Genomic DNA, 15,721 nt, shown 5'->3' on the forward strand with positions numbered 1-15,721 from the left:
CGCCTCATGCCTTGGCGGCGAGCGCGCTCAGTTCTTCAAGGTCGAGGTCGCGCTCCAATTCATGCAATGTCTCGTCGTCGATCTCGCCGGTGCGATGGAGCCGGATGAGTTCGCGCCGCCCGGTTGCGACCGCTTCGAGCACGACATCGAAATGGGCATGCAGGATGGGCGTGTAGTGCTCCGTGCGCGCAGCATAATCGACGATCGACACCGCCCGGCGCTGGTACCGGTCGAGCAGTTGCGGGTGGATGAGATTGCCGCCGTCGTCATAGGCCCGGCTCTGAATGGTCACGAGTTGCGCCTTCGCCATGGCCGCCTCGGCCTGGCTCATGCTGAGGCGCGCCTTTTCCGATGGCGGCTCGACGAGCCCCGCCCATGCGATCACCTGCCCGAGTGTCATGCCCTGGACGAGCACCGTCCCCAGGATGACGGCAAAGGACGTGACCAGGATGAAGTCGCGGCCGGGAAAGCCCTCGGGAATGCTGAGGGCGAGAGCCAGCGTGACGACGCCGCGGACACCGGCCCAGGAGACCACCGTTGCGGCGCGTGCGCCGAGCGGCCGATAGCGCTCAATACCCAGGGCATTGCCGAGGCGGATGACGAGGTCCGAGCCAAACACCCAGGCAAAGCGCGCGACGGAGAGCGCCACGAGAATGGCGAGGATCGGCCACCACATGGTGGCGGCAACGATATCGAAGCCGCCTCCCCGCTCGACGACACCGCGCAGCGACAGGCCGATCAGGATGAAGACGGCCGCCTCCATCAGGAAGACGATGACGGTCCAGAACGATGTGCCGCGCATGCGCGTTGCCGCCGAGAGCACGGTATGCTGATGCCAGCTTGCGATCAGTCCGGTGGTGACCGTGGCGATGACGCCTGAGACATGCATGTACTCGCCGAGCAGGTAGGACGTCCAGGAAAGCAAGGCCGTGGCAGCGATGATCAGATATTCGTCGCCGAGGCGGCGCACCACCAGGACCCAGGCCGTGCCGATGGCGGTACCGATGAGGGCGCCGCCGATCGCCAGCACGAAGAAGCTGCCGACCGCCTCGCTCGCGCTGAAGGCGCCGGTGACGCCGGCGGCAATCGCGAAGCGGAAGAGCACCAGGCCGCTCGCGTCGTTGAGCAGGCTTTCCCCTTCCAGCAGGATTTGCAGCCGCCGCGGCAGCCGCACCCGCTGCAGCACGGCGCGCGCCGAGACCGCGTCGGGTGGCGACACGATCGCCCCGAGTGCTGCGCAGGCGGCCCACGGGAGCGAGGGGAAAAGCAGGTGCGTGACCATGGCGACGACGGCGCAGGTGAAGAACACCGCGCCGATCGCCAGCGAGGCGATGCCGATCAGATGCCGGCGTAGCCGGCCGACGGCGATCGTCCATGCACCGTCGAGCAGCAGCGGCGGCAGGAAGATGACGAGCACCAGTTCGGGATCGACTTCGATCGCCGGCAGGCCCGGCACGAAGGCGAGCAGCGCGCCGCCGGCAAGCAGCGCCACGGACGGCGGCAAACCGAACCTGTGGGCGACATAGTGCAGCGCGATGATCGCCACGAACATGCCAATCACCAGTTCGAACAGATGTGTCGGTTCCACGCGCTCTGCCTCCACCCACCAGGACGAGGGCATTACAGAACGCGTCTTGCGCAAACGCAATTGCCACGGCACATCGGCGGCGCGGTTTGAGCGGAGAAAAGAGGCATGGCCAGAAAAGAAAAAAGGGCCGACGGAAAACCGCGGCCCATAAAGGTGTGAAGGTCAATAAACCTCCAGAGGGGAACAGCTGCTGCGGCGGCATTGGGAGGAGAACCGCCATGTGCATCAGCTATGTGCTTTATGCCTGATTTTTGACCACCTGGAAAACAATTATTGTGCAATGCAGCTATGCGTGCACTGCACATGAGCAGGCCCGCGCCTAGTGTTGCAAGGCCGCGTTCATCGCGTTTGATCATGTCGGGTGAACGGAGCGCGGCGCACCGCGGCGCCCGCGGCCAAAGAAAGATCTGGATAAAGGATCGGGACCGGCACAGTGCACCGGTCCCGATGATATAGCTGCTACACTAACGGCCATGGGATCGACCGCACGTCCATGCTAGAGCGGTTTTCTCGATCAGAAAGCCCGGCTGCATAGCCAGCCAAGTTGTCCGCATTCTATCCACCGGTTATGCACAGGCCGATCCTGTCGCAAGACCTTGGGACAGCTCTCAATTTCCTCGGAACTGTGATTTGCGCTTCTTTCGGCCGGAGCGTTCGGCGTTTTCGTCCGCAGGGTTCACGTCAGCGACGCAAGACGGGTCTCCGCATCGATCAGGCAGGCGGCGATTGCGGCCACCAACAGCAGCCCCGCAAAGGTGCCGATCGCAAGAGCGAAGCTCTGGGTCACCAGAATGCCGATCAAGGAAGGCGCGAGCAGACCGCCAAGCCGCGCCATGCCACCGGCCGCGCCCATTCCGGTTGCCCGCGACTCCGTCGGATAGAGTTCCGGCGTATAGGCATAGAGCGCGCCCCAGGTACCGAGCAGCGCAAAACTCATGATCAGCAGAGACGCTGCGATGACAGCCGCGCCACTTGCCACGACGAAAAGAAGGCAGCTTAGGGCGGAGAGGAGACAAAAGCCGACCAGCGTTGGCCGGCGTCCCCATGCCTCGACGCCATAGGCGGCAAGCGCATAGCCCGGAATCTGCGCCAAGGCGATAAGGACGAGGAACCCGTAACCGCGAACGAAGCCGAAACCTTCCCCCGCAAGCCGCGGCGGCATCCAGGTGAAGACGCCGTAATAGGACACCGAGACCAGGAACCACACGGCCAGGATCAGAAGGCTGCGCCGGCGCAGATCTCCCGAGAAGATGCCGACACTCGGTGAGGCCGCGGGAAGCGCGATCGATACGCTCGTTTCGAGCTGCGGGTGACGATTGGCGACGAGCATTCGGTTGACGATGGCTTTCGCCTCGACAGCCTTGCCCGCACGAAGCAGGTAGAGCGGCGATTCCGGAACGAGGAAGCGAAGACCGAGGCCGAGCACCGCCGGGAGGGCGGTGACGGCGAAGATATAGCGCCATGCGTCCGTCAGCTCCGACAGCGCAACGAGCCATGCCGTCACCGCCACGATCAGCGTTCCCACGGCCCAGAACCCTTCGAGCATCACGAGCCAGCGTCCGCGACTTCGGGCCGGCAGGAACTCCGACATCATGGCGTAATCGACCGGCAGTGTACCGCCGACCGCAGCCCCCGTGAGAAAACGCAGAAGCAGCAGAACACCGAAGCTGGGTGCGAAAATCGACAGCAAGCCGAAGATCGCATCGCAGGCCACGGTGACGATCAGCACTCTCCGCCGACCGATGCGATCGGCCAGCCGGCCGAATCCGACCGCCCCGATCAGCATGCCGAGAAAGAACAGGGTACCGGTCTGCAGTGCCTGCGGAACCGTCAAGCCGAAGGTCGCGGCTATGGACGCTGCGGTGAACCCAACGGCCAGAACCTGCATGGCATCCGCCGCCCAGACCAAGCCGAAGATGCCCATCAAGCGGTACTGATAGGGGCCCGTACCGGCACGGTCGAGCGCTTCGTTCATCGTGATCGTCGTCATTTCGTCCTGCCCTGCAAATCAACGCGCGGACACTACGTCGGCGGATCGCACTTGAACAGCGTCCCGCGAAGCGATGAGCAGGCTGGCTCTTGCGCAGGAAGAACGGTTTGCAGCGCCTTGCAAAGATTCTTACGGGAAAAATCCGAAGTTGCACAAGCGCGGGCGCCATACACGCAAAGATGGCTTTCAGCGGCCGGTTTTGCGCTCTCAACATCGGATCGAGGGCAGGCGAATGCACGCATCCGGGCGCCTTGCAGAGCGTTGCAAGGATTCTTGCACCCTTCTTATTGACGGCACGGAAGATTGCAGAAACGATAGATCCTGCAAATGAACTTGCGGGGCCGTCATGACGATACTCGATCGCATTAAGACGCATTCCAGGCGACTTACCGATGCGGATCAGAAACTGATCACGACCATGCTGGAAAACCGCGCGGAGGCTGCGTTCCTGTCGGGCCCGCAGCTTTCCCAGCGCGCGTCCGTCCACGAGGCCACAGCCACGCGGCTTGCACAGAAGCTGGGCTACAAGGGCTTTCCCGACCTTCGCGCGCAGTTGCAGCGCGAGGTTCTTGACGATCAGGACGCCGCCAACCGCATGCGCCGGTCGGTCTCGAAGGTCGAGCACGGCGACTACCTGACCGATCTGATCGCGGCTGAAATCACCGCGCTTGAAACGCTCGCCCGCTCGGTCGAACAGGCGGATATCGACAGGGCCGCCGACCTGATCTTTTCCGCCCGTCGCGTCTTCATCTTCGGGCAGGGCCATGCGCAATCGGTGGCCGGCTTCCTGCAGCGCCGCCTCGACCGCTTCGGCATGACCACGATCCAACTGACGGGACGCGGCCGGGACATAGCCGAGCGCCTGGTAAGCATGGAGGCCGGCGATCTCGCCGTGGCACTCGCCTTCCGCAAGCAGCCGCAAAGCTACGGCCCGCTGATGCGGCATGCGAGCCGCGTCGGCGCGCAATCGATCCTCGTTTCCGATCTGGCCGGGCCGCTGATGGAACCCGCGGCCGATCTGATGCTCGCAGCACCGAGAGGGCGTTCGGGCAGCGAGTTCCAGACACCGACGATCCCGTTTGCGATCGTCAACGCCATCGTCCTGACGATTGCCGGCCGCCACCAGCGGCAGGTCCTCGGCAGGCTGGAGAAGCTGTCGGAGTTGTTCAACGACTTCGACTGACGGGAATTAAAAAGGGAGGAGCAAGAAATGTTGAAAAGACTGAGCAATGCCGCACTTGCCGCATGTTTCGTACTGCCGTCTATGGCGATGGCGTCCGATCTCGACGGCCTGACCCCACAGCAGCTGCTGCCGCTCGCGCAGAAGGAGGGAAGCGTTACCGTTTTCTCGCTGTCGAGCCGCATCGCCAAGATAGAAAAGGCCTTCGAAGAGGCTTATCCCGGTATAGACCTGATCGGCCTCGACATGAGCTCGACGAAGCAGATCGCTCGCGTCGAGGCAGAGCAGCAGGCCGGCGTGCATGCCGTCGATGTACTCTACATCGCCGATACGCCTGTTGTGTTCACCAAGCTTCTCGAGGGAAAGCGGATCGTCAACTACGTGCCGCCGCGGGTAACGAACGAGCTGGAGGACCGCTACAAGGCGCCGCTCCTGACCCAGCGCCTCTCGACCAAGGTGCTGATGTACAACGAAAAGGCCTTTCCGGACGGTTCGCCCGTCACCAATCTCTGGCAGCTGACCCAGCCCGAATGGCAGGGCCGCGTGCTGATGGTCGACCCGAGCCAACGCGGCGAACTGCTCGACCTCTTGACGGAGATCGCGTTGCATCCGGACGAGATGGCAGCCGCCTACAAGGCGCAGTTCGGCAAGGACATCGAAGTGGAGGGCGATCTTCAGGGCGCGGGCGAGCAGTTCATCAAGGACCTTTTTGCCAACGACCTCATCCTTCTTCCCAACAGCGACGTGCTCAACAAGTCGATCGGTGACGTCAACGCCAAGAATCCGCCCGTCGGCTTCGGCACCTATTCCGACCGCCGCGACAACGAGAAGGAGGGCTGGGCGCTGCAGATCGCCAACAATGTCGAGCCCGCTAACGGCATCCTTTTCCCGGCCGTGCTGACGGTCGCGGACAAGGCGCCCCATCCGGCGGCAGCGCGGCTGCTGATCGATTTCATGTTCGGTGACGACACGCCGACCGGCGGACCGGGCTTCGAGCCGTTCAACGTTCCCGGCGACTACGCAACCCGCAAGTCGATCGCCGGTCATCCGGACTCGGTCAAGCTCGGCGAACTGAAAGCCTGGACGATCGATCCGGCAAAGACGGCCACCGCACGCAGCCGCATCGCCGACCTGATCATCACGCTCCAGTAACGGAAACCGTCTGTCGGCACGCTTTTGCACAACGCGTGTCGACAGACGCCGAGGCTCTGACATGACATCCCTATCGATATCCGCACCATCGGGCAGCCGGCTGCTCCGATCGGGCTTCCTCTTGCCGGCTCTCCTCGTTGCCATCGTCGCCATTCTCGTCGTCGCTCCGCTCTTGCGCATCCTCGTCACCACGCTGACGCCCGAGGGGCTTGCGGCGTGGAAGGCGGTTCTCGTCAGTCCGCTGTCGGCCAATCTCTGGTGGCGGCCGCTGCTCAACACCATGATCCTTGGCTTCAGCGTCGGCGCCGGCTGCCTGCTCATCGGCGGCTTCCTCGCCTGGCTGGTCGTGCTGACGGACGTGCCGGGGCGCCGCTTCCTCGGCCTAATGGCAACGTTGCCCTATATGATCCCGAGCTTTGCCGCAGCCCTTGCCTGGGGCACGCTGTTTCGCAACTCGCGCCTTGGCGGTTCGGCCGGCTTCTTCGAAACCAACGGCCTCCCCATTCCCGACTGGCTGGCCTGGGGCCTGATCCCGACGGCGATCGTACTGATCGCGCATTATTATTCGCTCGCCTATACCATCATCGCAGCGGCCTTGAGTTCGGTTGGTGCCGATCTCGTCGAGGCGGGCCAGATGGCCGGCGCCAAGCGCCCGCGCATCTTCTTCGGTATCATCCTGCCGGTCGTCACACCGGCGCTGATCGCGGCCACGTCGCTGACCTTCGCCGGCGCCGTCGCCAACTTCGCGGCACCGGCCCTGCTCGGTCTGCCCGTGCGCATGCAGACGCTTTCCACCCGCCTCTTCGGCATGATCGAGACGGGGCAAAACGAACGTGGCTTCGTCCTCGCGCTGCTCCTCATTGCGGTTTCGGCGCTGTTCCTCTGGCTGTCCGATCGCATCGTTTCGGGTCGCAAGGCCTTCATCACCGTGACGGGCAAAGGCGGGCGCACCAAACGCTTTCCGCTTGGCGCCTGGCGCTGGCCACTCTTCGCCATCGCCGTCGTCATCGGACTTCTGACCACGGTCCTTCCGGTTCTCGTGCTGGCCGCGTCGAGCCTGGCGCCGCAGAGCGGGGCACTCTTTTCCAATTGGACGTTGCATTTCTGGATCGGCGAAGGCGGCGGCGAGATCGCGCAAGGCCAAGCCGGAATCTTCCGCAATCCGGTGCTGATCGACGCGATCTGGAACACGATCCGCCTCGGCCTCGTCGTCGCCTTCACGACGATGCTGCTCGGCCTCGCGCTCGCCTATACCATCGTGCAGCGCAAGGGCAGCCTGCTTGCGACGCTCCTCAGCCAGCTCGCCTTCCTGCCGCTTTTGGTGCCGAGCATCGCCTTTGCCGCCGCCTACATCGCGCTCTTCGGTGCGCCGATCGGACCGCTGCCATCGCTCTACGGCACCTTCGCCCTGCTGGTCATCGCAGCATCCGCGCATAACCTGCCCTTTGCCGTACAGTCCGGCCGCTCCGTGCTCGGCCAGATCTCCGCCGATATCGAGGAAAGCGCCCGCTTGACCGGTGCGGGCCTGATCCGTCGTCTCTTCGCGATCATCTTTCCGCTTGCGATCCGCGGCCTGTTTGCCGGCGCGATCCTCGTCTTCGTCAAGATGGTGCGGGATCTCTCGCTGGTCGTGCTTCTGTTCACCGCCACCTCGCCGGTGCTCAGCATGGTCGCCTACCGCTACGCAGCCGAAGGCTTCATGCAGTTCGCCAACGCCATCACCCTCGTCATCCTCGTCGTCTGCCTGGCAGCCTCGTTCCTGGCTCATGCCCTGCAGAACCGTGTCCAGAAATGGAAACAACCATGAACGCCATCGCAACCGGCGCCGCGGAAGCCATCAAGATCCGCAACCTCGTCAAACGCTTCGGCGCCTTCACTGCCGTCAAGGACGTCAACATCTCCGTGCCCGCGGGTTCCTTCCTGGTTCTTGTCGGCCCCTCCGGCTGCGGCAAGTCGACCCTTCTGCGCATGCTGGCCGGGCTGGAAAGCCCGAGCGAAGGGGAAATCGCCTTCGTCGGGCAGACCGTTTCCAGTGGTGCTGGCGGCGTCATCGCCGACGCCGGCCGGCGCAATGCCGGCCTCGTCTTCCAGAGCTATGCGCTCTGGCCGCACATGACCGTCGCCGGCAACATCGCCTGGCCGCTGAAGGTCGCCAAATGGGCGCGGGAGAAACGGGAAAAGCGCGTCAGGGAAGTGCTTACGCTTCTCGGCATCGATGCGCTTGCCGAACGTTATCCGGCAGAAATCTCCGGCGGCCAGCAGCAGCGCGTGGCGATTGCCCGAACGATCGCGCCGGAGCCGAGCATACTGCTCTTCGACGAGCCGCTGTCGAACCTCGATGCCAAGCTGCGCATCGAGATGCGCAGCGAGCTGATGCGCATTCACCGGGCAACCGGAGCGACATCCGTCTATGTCACGCATGACCAGGTCGAGGCCATGACCATGGCGACCCATGTGGCCGTGCTCAACAATGGCCGGGTCGAACAGTACGGCAAGCCGATCGATCTCCTGCGCGACCCGCAAACCACTTTCGTTGCGACCTTCCTCGGCACGCCGCCGGCAAACCTCATACCGGTCCATCGACTGGATGACAGGCTGCACTTCGGCGAACTGGCGCTCGCGCCGGCAAGCCTTGCGGCCGGCCACGACGCGGCGCAACTCCTCTATCGCGCCGAGGATGTCAGCGTCGGCTCGATCGCCGGGGCACCATCTCTCACGGCCCGTTTTGCCGAAGCCGCGCCGATTGCCGGGCGCACCATGGTGACGGCGATGGTCGGCGACCTGCGCGTCACCGCCATGGCCGACGGGTATTTCACCGCCACACCGGGGGAAGCGCTCCCCCTCTCCTTCATTCGCACACCCGATGCGGTTTTCGCCGCGACCGGAGAAAGGATCCATCAATGAGGCTCATCCTCATGCGCCACGGCGAAACCGAGTGGAACGCCGAGCAACGCCTGCAAGGCCAGGACAACTCGCTCCTGTCGGAGCGCGGCGTCGCACAGGTCAGGCGGTTTCGCCCCTATGCCAAGGCATTGAAGCCGGTTCGCATCATCGCCTCCGATCTCGGCCGCACCCTGCAGACGGTCGCGCTCATCGGCCATCCTGATGCACCGACCGACGAGCGGTTCCGCGAGCTCGACATGGGTGAGTGGACCGGGCGGCGCAAGCCGGATCTGATCGCCGAGCGCCCGGAGGAATATGCCGCCTGGCGCGCCGGAACCTTCACGCCCGCCAATGGCGAAACCTGGGGCGCCTTTCGCGGACGCGTGGCCGAAGGCGTGCACGACTGGATGTCGCGCACCGAGGGGGACCTTTTGATCGTCGCCCACGGCGGCGTCGTCCGCGCCGCCTGCCACGAGTTCCTGGACCTTCCTCCTTCGCGCGTCGTTCCCGTGACGCCGGGGACGGCCACGATCCTGCATTTCCCGCGGCGCGGCAGCATGGCCGCGCAACTCGAAGGCTACAATATCGGCTCTGTCGCCCCCGACGAATCCGTCGCCGACTGACGCTTGCGACGAGGGCAGTGATATGAACTCCGGAACTTTGGTTATCCTGGAACTCCTTGGCGGCGTGGCGCTGCTTCTGTGGGGCGTGCGCATGGTGCGCACCGGCGTCATGCGAGGCTGGGGCGACCGGCTGCAGCGCTTCGTCGAGGAGCGCCTGTCGAACCGGGTCACTGCCTTCGGCGGCGGGGTCTTCGCGACCGCCGTGCTCGGCAGCGCCACTGCCATGGCGCTGATCGTTGCCGGGCTTGCAGGTGCAGGGGCGATCTCGGCACCGACAGGTCTTGCCGTCCTGCTCGGGGCGGATATCGGCTCGGCGCTGGTTTCAGGCCTCTTCGCCTCCGGCTCGTCGCTTGCGGCGCTGCTCAGCCCGCTCTTTCTGTTCGCCGGCTATATCGCCTTCAGCGCGTCCAGCGAATTTCGCCCGCGAAATGCCGGTCGCATCCTGATGGGCCTCGGCCTGATGCTGATGGCGTTGAAGGTGATCGTTTCGGCGACCGCGCCGCTGCGCCAGGCGACGCTCTTCCACGATGTGCTCGGAGCCGTTGCGGGAGAACCGGCGCTCGGCTTCCTCGTCGGCGCGCTGCTGGCATGGCTCTGTCACTCCACGCTCGCGGTCATTCTGCTCGTGGCATCGCTTCTGATGAACGGCAGTCTCGAAATTGCCGGAGCCGTGCCCCTGATCCTGGGCGTCAATTTCGGCGGCGGCCTGCCGGCAGTCAGCGCGACGCTCGACCAGCCACCGGTGGCCCGCAAGCTGCCGCTTGCCAACCTCTTCTGCCGCGGCCTGCTGGCGCTTGCGCTGCTACCCTCCGCACGCGAGATCGTTGAGCTGGCGGGGCACGTGCCTGCCGAACCACTCCATATTGCGGTCGGTCTCCACGCTTCGTTCAACCTGCTGGTCGCAGCCGTGTTCCTGCCGCTGTCGCCCGTCGTCATCCGCCTGGTGGAACGGCTTGTCCCGGCACGCCCTGCCGCCGACGACCCGCTGGCATCCCCGCGCTACCTCGACAGAAGGTCGCTCGAGACACCGGCAATCGCGCTCAGCAATGCGACGACGGAAACGATCCGCATGAGCGAATTGCTTGAACGCATGTTCCTGATGTCGCTGACGGCGCTGCAATCCGGCCGGATGGAAGGTTTGAAGGAACTGCCCTCGATCGATGCGCGGCTTGGAAACTACATGGCCTCCGTCCACGCCTATCTCGGGCAATTGACCCAGGACGAGCTTTCGGCAGGCGACACCGGCAGAGCCCATGAAATCATGCTCTTTGCGAGCAATCTCGAGCATGCCGGCGACGTCATCAAGCTCAGCCTCGCCGACCGGATCCGTGCCAAGGTCAAGCAGAACATTGCCTTCAACGCGAGCCAGCGCGAGGCGCTCGATGCCCTCTCGGCGGTGATTGCCGCTTCACTCCGGCTTCTTCCCGCAGCGCTGTTGTCGCGCGACGTTTCGGCTTCCGCCCGTCTCGCCGCGCAGAAGGATTGTTTTCGCGAACTGGAGGATGAGGTCGTCGGTCGACATCTCGGCCGCGAGCGCATCGAGGCGGCCGCCGATGCGAAAGGCAATGCGCTCTTCATCGACCTCGTGCGTGACCTGCACAGGATCAATTCCGATATTGCCGCCGCTGGCTACCCGCTGGTTCAGGCGGCTGGACTGTTGAGCAGCAGCCGCATCAGAAACGTCGCGCCGGTGGCCGCTCCCGGCTGATCGGGCCTGAAGGCGGGTATGAAAACACGACGGGCGTCGGCGCTCGTCAAGCGGCGGCTTTCTACCGAAAGCCTACGGTGCGTCAGTAGGGCGAAACGCAGACCTGCCGCGGACCATAATAGGGCTGGAACGTATCGTCGTAAGCCCTGTAGGACCGGTAGCGTGCATAGCACCAACTCGTATGCGCGTTGCCGCCGCTATAATAGGTCTGACGGTAATAGCGCGGCGCGTAGTATCGCGGCGCGTAGTATCGCGGACGGTAGTATGACGGGCCGTAGTAGCCTTGGTCATAATAGCCCTGATCGTAATAGCCCGAGCCGTAGTAGGGCTGCGCCAAGGCGCCACCGATGATCGCACCGGCAGCCAGCCCGCCGAGCGCCCAGGCCCACTCGTCGCCGCCGCCGTGGTGATGCCCGTGATAGTAACCGCCGCCATAGTAGCCGCCATGGTAGCCGCCACCATATCGCCTGTATTGAACCAGTTGCGCCTGCGTCGCCTCGATCGTCGGGGCGTCCGCTGCCATGGGAAATGCCATGGCTGGCGAAACGCTGGTCAGCGCCGGCACCATGGACAAGGCAATGATCGTTAGCCTATTCATTGGCTTACCTCCATTTTCCCCGCTTATCCCGAAGTATACATCGGAAAAGGCGCAGAAGCACTGCGTTTTGACGCTGTTGGCTGCCGGCTGCAACGCGCTCCCGGCCGCGCTTCGCTCGAACTATGCGCGCGAAAAATCCACGCGGGCGCGTGCCACGAGCAAATCGTCCTTCAAAATCTCGGCAGGACGATCGGCCCGAACCCGGCGAAGTGATCGCCAGCCATAAGTGGGAATGGCCGACAACCAACGGCGACGACTGCAGGCAAGGTCATATCCGCTACCAGAGGGTCGATGCTGCGCGTGTAGCAGCCGGTATTGATTGCGCTACGAACTGGCAGATACGGCCAGAGAGGCCGACAAAGTCGGAAGCTTTGCCGGCCTCTCTCCGATTTCGGATGGACCGCCTGACGACCTTCCCCTCATTCTCACGCTTGACCCGGCGCGTGACGACATGGTTGCCATCTGCCCGAGATCGAACCGGCGCTCGAAACCCATCCCTGCAATCGCCCAGACCGCAGAGCGAACCGAGCTTCCGACTAGCTGTAGAGGCTGACCGGCGGTATCCGGCCGTTCAAGGCAAAGTCGCCGACCTCACGCGCCTTGTAGGCGACGGGGTCATGCAGCGTGTGGGTGCGGATATTGCGCCAGTAGCGGTCGAAGCGATAGTGCCCGGCGGTGGCACGTGCGCCCATCAGTTCGAAGATCTTTGTCGTCACGTCGAGCGAGACGTGGGTCGAGTGAACCTTGGCGGCATAGGCCTCGATCGCCGCTTCGCCACGCGTTTCGGCCGTCACCGAGCTGCCCTGCGACAATGCCGCCTCGACGGAAACCGCTGCCGCATCGGCCAAGGCAACCGATGCCTTCAGGCTGGCCCGGAGTTCACCGATCCGTTCGAGGATATAGGGATCATCGCTGGCCCGGTCGACGCCGGATGTCACCCAGGGGCGCGTCGTGGTGCGCACGTAGTCAAGTGCCGATGCAAGTGCACCTTCGGCCGTACCAAGGTAGAAATTGACGAAGACCAGCTGGATCAGCGGCGTGTTGAACGTCGCCTGGACCGTCGGCGGATCGGAAGGGTCGGCAAGCGGCAGGATGAAGTCGCGCTCGTAGACCGGAAAGTCGCGAAACTCGACGCTGCCGCTGTCGGACAGGCGCTGGCCGATATTGTCCCAGTCGTCGTTGGTGATATAGCCGGGGCGGTCGGTGGGCACGACGAAGTTGGCAATCTTGCCCTCGATCGCAGCGTTGACGTTGATGCGGTCGGAAACATGCGCGCCGGTCGAAAAGGTCTTGCGGCCGTTCAGCACATAATGGCCGCCACGCCGTTCCAATGTGAGGCCGGGATCACGCGGGTTGACCGCAGCACCCCAGTAGAGCTGCCGCTCCACGGTCTCTGCGCCCAGCACCCAGGCTTGTTTCGGATCGGCCGCCGCCCAATAGACATACTGGCTGTTGACGTAGTGGTAGCCGAGCAGTTGCCCGATAGAGCTTTCCCCACGCGCAATGATGCGCACCAGCCGCAGCCCGTCGATCCAGCTTAAGCCCGCACCGCCAATCTCGGGCGAATGCAACGCCGTCAAAAGGCCTGCCTGGCGGAGAGCCTCGATCTCATCGCGCGGCGGCGCGCCCACCCGGTCAAGTTCGGCGCCACGCCGGGCGAGATCATTTGACAGCGCCTCAGCACGGACAAACAGGTCCCGCCGTCTTTCGTCATGCTCTGCGTTGACCGGGGCCGGTTCCCTGAGGAAGTGTACGTTGTTCATCCGCCTCTCCTTGGTTGAGAGGCAATAATTAACTTATTCTATAGACAATAACAGCAAATGAATTGCGAGTTGGGCGAGAGGGCGAGAAAGTCCTACCGCCTCAGTTCACCGTCGCTGGGTGCGCGCCCCTCTTTCGATGACACGTGCGGAAGCGGGACTGCCCCATGCGCCGGCTTCAGGCCGGGCTTCGCGAAATACGGTAGACGCTCGCAGCCGGCAGGTTGAGTGGCACCCAGCGCTGGAAGGACGCTTCGAGACCAAGGCCCGCCAGAATCTGCGGCGAGATCGGGCATCGCGGCCCATAGGTGAACTGGAACAGGCTGGCGCCCTCGGCGAGGTGATGAAAAATTGCCGAGAGGATAGCCTGCACGGCCTGGGCGGGCATGGAAAGCAACGGCAAGCCGCTGATCGCGGCGCCGACCGACTTCACCGCCGGCAGGCTCAGGTGCTGCGCGTCGCCCTCGATCAAGGTTGCGCTCGGATACCGTTTGCGCAAAAGCGTCGCGAAGGCCGGGTTGCGCTCCACCAGGATGAGATTGTTCTCGTATACGCCTTTTCGCAGAAGCGCCCGTGTGAAGGCGCCCGTGCCTGGCCCAAGCTCCAGCACGTTGCCGGAGAACGGACCGATCTCGGTGGTCATGGCCATCGCCAGCCGCCTGCTCGACGGGGCAATCGCCGCGACTTCCAGCGGCCTCGCCGCCCAGGATCTGAGGAAGAGCAGGAAATCAGATGCCGTTTTCTGTTTGATCAAGATAAGCCTCCGCTTTTGCAACGGTGGCCGGTATTGCTCTTCGTCGGAAGTCGCGCATTAACCCGGGTTAAGCTTGGCGGTGCCTTCCGCACGAACGCGCGTCGCGATGCGGCTGAGGCCGACCGGCGTGATGCCGAGATAGCCAGCAAGATCCTTCTGCGGGACGCGTGCCACCACCTCCGGTTCTTCAACGATCAGCGATCGGTAGCGCTCCTCTGCACTCAGCGTCAGGAACTGGCGTTCGCGGCGTTCCTTGCGCTCCGCAAGCATCATCAAGGCGCGGCGGATCATGCGCGACCAACCGAGATCGGTATCTGCCAGGGACTGTAGCGTGGAGAACGGAATTCTCTCGAGGCGGCCACCCTCGACCGCAACAGCCGAAAAGCTCGCACGCCCGCTCGGCACCAGCGCCGAGAGGCTCGCAAAGAACCGCCCCTCGAAGGCGAAGGATTTGATCCACTCCTCGCCGTCGGCACGAAGATAGGTAAGCGTCACCAGGCCGCTTTCGATGACGTAAACGTAGGGATGCGGTTCGTCCTGATGGAAGACGGTTTCGCCGGCCTTCACGCTGCGGACGTGGATCGCCTCGGCGAGACGCTCCGCCTGCGCCAGCGAATGCCCGGCGATGCGCTCGAACAGCGAAATAGCAGCACCCTGTCCGCGCTTAACCTCGGTTAATGCCATTCCCGTCCTCCGGTTGCAGACTCGACTGCGCAACATCGGGAAATAGATCACATGGCACGTTACGTCGTCACCGGGGCAAGTTCCGGAATCGGTCGGGAAATCGCTCTGCAATTGGCATCCAAGGGACACAGCATCATCGCGCTTGGCCGCGACCGGGAGCGGCTTGCGGATCTGGAATTGCGAGACCGGAGGATCCAAACGCGCGCACTGGATCTCCGCGATCGGGCCGCCGTCATCGCCTGCGGTACCGAAATGATGGCGAGCGATACGATCGACGGCCTCATCAACAACGCTGCGATCCAGCACAATGTCCGCTTCGATGACCCGCACTATGATGGCGAGCAGATCGCCGCCGAAGTCGAAACCAATCTGCTTGCGCCGATGCTGCTGTCGCGATTGCTTCTGCCGAAGACGCCGGGGCGCCCCTTCCTCATCGTCAATATCGGCTCAGCACTCGCCTGCCACCCGAAATCGACATCGGCAGTTTACAGCGCGACGAAGGCAGGGCTGCGCATGTTTTCAGATGCGCTTTGCGTCCAGCATCAGGCAACGTCGGTCAGAGTGGTCGATGTCGTGCTGCCGCTTGTCGACACCCCGATGACATCAGGACGGGGGCGAGGCAAGGTCAGTGCAGTTTACGCCGCGAAGGAAATCCTGCGCGCACTAGAGCCTGGAGGGCACCGAATTCATGTCGGCAAGGCACGATTGTTGCGGCTGTTGGAGATCATAGCGCCGCCCGCTGCGGCCGCGATCATCAGAAAGCTGTGACGCCGCGATCGCCTGGCCGCATCTCGCGATCGC

Annotated in this window: 13 protein-coding genes and 1 pseudogene; 7 read left to right on the top strand and 7 right to left on the bottom strand. The window is 63.8% G+C overall.

All coding sequences use genetic code 11. From position 1 onward, the window contains the following. Positions 1-4 precede the first annotated feature (4 nt). Together AB4Z53_RS11440 and AB4Z53_RS11445 are read right to left on the bottom strand one after the other, a co-directional pair. Positions 5-1,588 carry a Na+/H+ antiporter gene (locus tag AB4Z53_RS11440; RefSeq protein WP_441595900.1) on the bottom strand — a complete coding sequence of 528 codons (1,584 nt, stop codon included), beginning with the start codon at positions 1,586-1,588 and terminating at the stop codon, positions 5-7. A 676-nt stretch (positions 1,589-2,264) separates the two neighbouring features. Next, positions 2,265-3,578, bottom strand: a complete 1,314-nt coding sequence (locus AB4Z53_RS11445) for an MFS transporter (RefSeq protein WP_441595901.1) — start codon at positions 3,576-3,578, stop codon at positions 2,265-2,267. 346 nt (positions 3,579-3,924) lie between these two features. On the opposite strand from AB4Z53_RS11445, the gene AB4Z53_RS11450 reads away from it, so the two are divergent. Both AB4Z53_RS11450 and AB4Z53_RS11455 read left to right on the top strand, forming a co-directional pair. After that, positions 3,925-4,761 carry a MurR/RpiR family transcriptional regulator gene (locus AB4Z53_RS11450; protein WP_113538431.1) on the top strand — a complete coding sequence of 279 codons (837 nt, stop codon included), beginning with the start codon at positions 3,925-3,927 and terminating at the stop codon, positions 4,759-4,761. A gap of 30 nt (positions 4,762-4,791) precedes the next feature. Beyond that, complete coding sequence (locus AB4Z53_RS11455) at positions 4,792-5,910, top strand: ABC transporter substrate-binding protein (RefSeq protein WP_441596111.1); 1,119 nt, start codon at positions 4,792-4,794, stop codon at positions 5,908-5,910. On the opposite strand, the pseudogene AB4Z53_RS11460 reads toward AB4Z53_RS11455, so the two are convergent. Further along, positions 5,897-5,950 (bottom strand): annotated as a pseudogene (locus AB4Z53_RS11460) (hypothetical protein); the annotation flags it as partial. The gene AB4Z53_RS11455 and the pseudogene AB4Z53_RS11460 overlap by 14 nt on opposite strands. 21 nt (positions 5,951-5,971) lie before the next feature. On the opposite strand from AB4Z53_RS11460, the gene AB4Z53_RS11465 reads away from it, so the two are divergent. From AB4Z53_RS11465 to AB4Z53_RS11480, 4 genes are read left to right on the top strand one after another with little or no spacing between them, the layout of a single operon-like run. After that, complete coding sequence (locus tag AB4Z53_RS11465; RefSeq protein WP_441595902.1) at positions 5,972-7,717, top strand: ABC transporter permease; 1,746 nt, start codon at positions 5,972-5,974, stop codon at positions 7,715-7,717. Continuing rightward, positions 7,714-8,814 (top strand): ABC transporter ATP-binding protein, encoded by a 1,101-nt coding sequence (locus AB4Z53_RS11470; RefSeq protein ID WP_441595903.1) that lies wholly within the window; start codon positions 7,714-7,716, stop codon positions 8,812-8,814. The genes AB4Z53_RS11465 and AB4Z53_RS11470 overlap by 4 nt, the downstream gene beginning before the upstream one ends. Next, positions 8,811-9,416: a histidine phosphatase family protein gene (locus AB4Z53_RS11475; protein ID WP_223727913.1), complete on the top strand. Its 606-nt coding sequence runs from the start codon at positions 8,811-8,813 to the stop codon at positions 9,414-9,416. Before AB4Z53_RS11470 ends, AB4Z53_RS11475 begins: the two co-directional genes overlap by 4 nt. A 22-nt stretch (positions 9,417-9,438) precedes the next feature. Then, positions 9,439-11,124 (top strand): Na/Pi cotransporter family protein, encoded by a 1,686-nt coding sequence (locus AB4Z53_RS11480; protein ID WP_441595904.1) that lies wholly within the window; start codon positions 9,439-9,441, stop codon positions 11,122-11,124. Between the two features lie 82 nt (positions 11,125-11,206). Here the strand turns inward: AB4Z53_RS11480 and AB4Z53_RS11485 are convergent, their stop codons facing one another. The 4 genes from AB4Z53_RS11485 to AB4Z53_RS11500 all read right to left on the bottom strand — a co-directional run bounded on the left by AB4Z53_RS11485 (position 11,207) and on the right by AB4Z53_RS11500 (position 14,920). Further along, positions 11,207-11,722, bottom strand: a complete 516-nt coding sequence (locus tag AB4Z53_RS11485; RefSeq protein ID WP_441595905.1) for a BA14K family protein — start codon at positions 11,720-11,722, stop codon at positions 11,207-11,209. 536 nt (positions 11,723-12,258) lie between these two features. After that, positions 12,259-13,485, bottom strand: coding sequence for an acyl-CoA dehydrogenase family protein (locus AB4Z53_RS11490; RefSeq protein WP_441595906.1), 1,227 nt, complete (start codon positions 13,483-13,485; stop codon positions 12,259-12,261). A gap of 175 nt (positions 13,486-13,660) precedes the next feature. Next, positions 13,661-14,236: a class I SAM-dependent methyltransferase gene (locus tag AB4Z53_RS11495; RefSeq protein WP_441595907.1), complete on the bottom strand. Its 576-nt coding sequence runs from the start codon at positions 14,234-14,236 to the stop codon at positions 13,661-13,663. 57 nt (positions 14,237-14,293) lie between these two features. Beyond that, positions 14,294-14,920, bottom strand: coding sequence for a Crp/Fnr family transcriptional regulator (locus AB4Z53_RS11500; RefSeq protein ID WP_441595908.1), 627 nt, complete (start codon positions 14,918-14,920; stop codon positions 14,294-14,296). Positions 14,921-14,971: 51 nt separating this feature from the next. Here AB4Z53_RS11500 and AB4Z53_RS11505 point away from each other — a divergent pair, with 51 nt between their 5' ends. Further along, entirely contained in the window at positions 14,972-15,688 is a 717-nt protein-coding gene (locus AB4Z53_RS11505) for an SDR family NAD(P)-dependent oxidoreductase (protein WP_441595909.1), read from the top strand. The last annotated feature ends 33 nt before the right edge of the window (positions 15,689-15,721 follow it).

This window comes from Ensifer sp. 2TAB8, assembly GCF_052115125.1.
In the GTDB taxonomy this organism is placed as follows: domain Bacteria; phylum Pseudomonadota; class Alphaproteobacteria; order Rhizobiales; family Rhizobiaceae; genus Ensifer.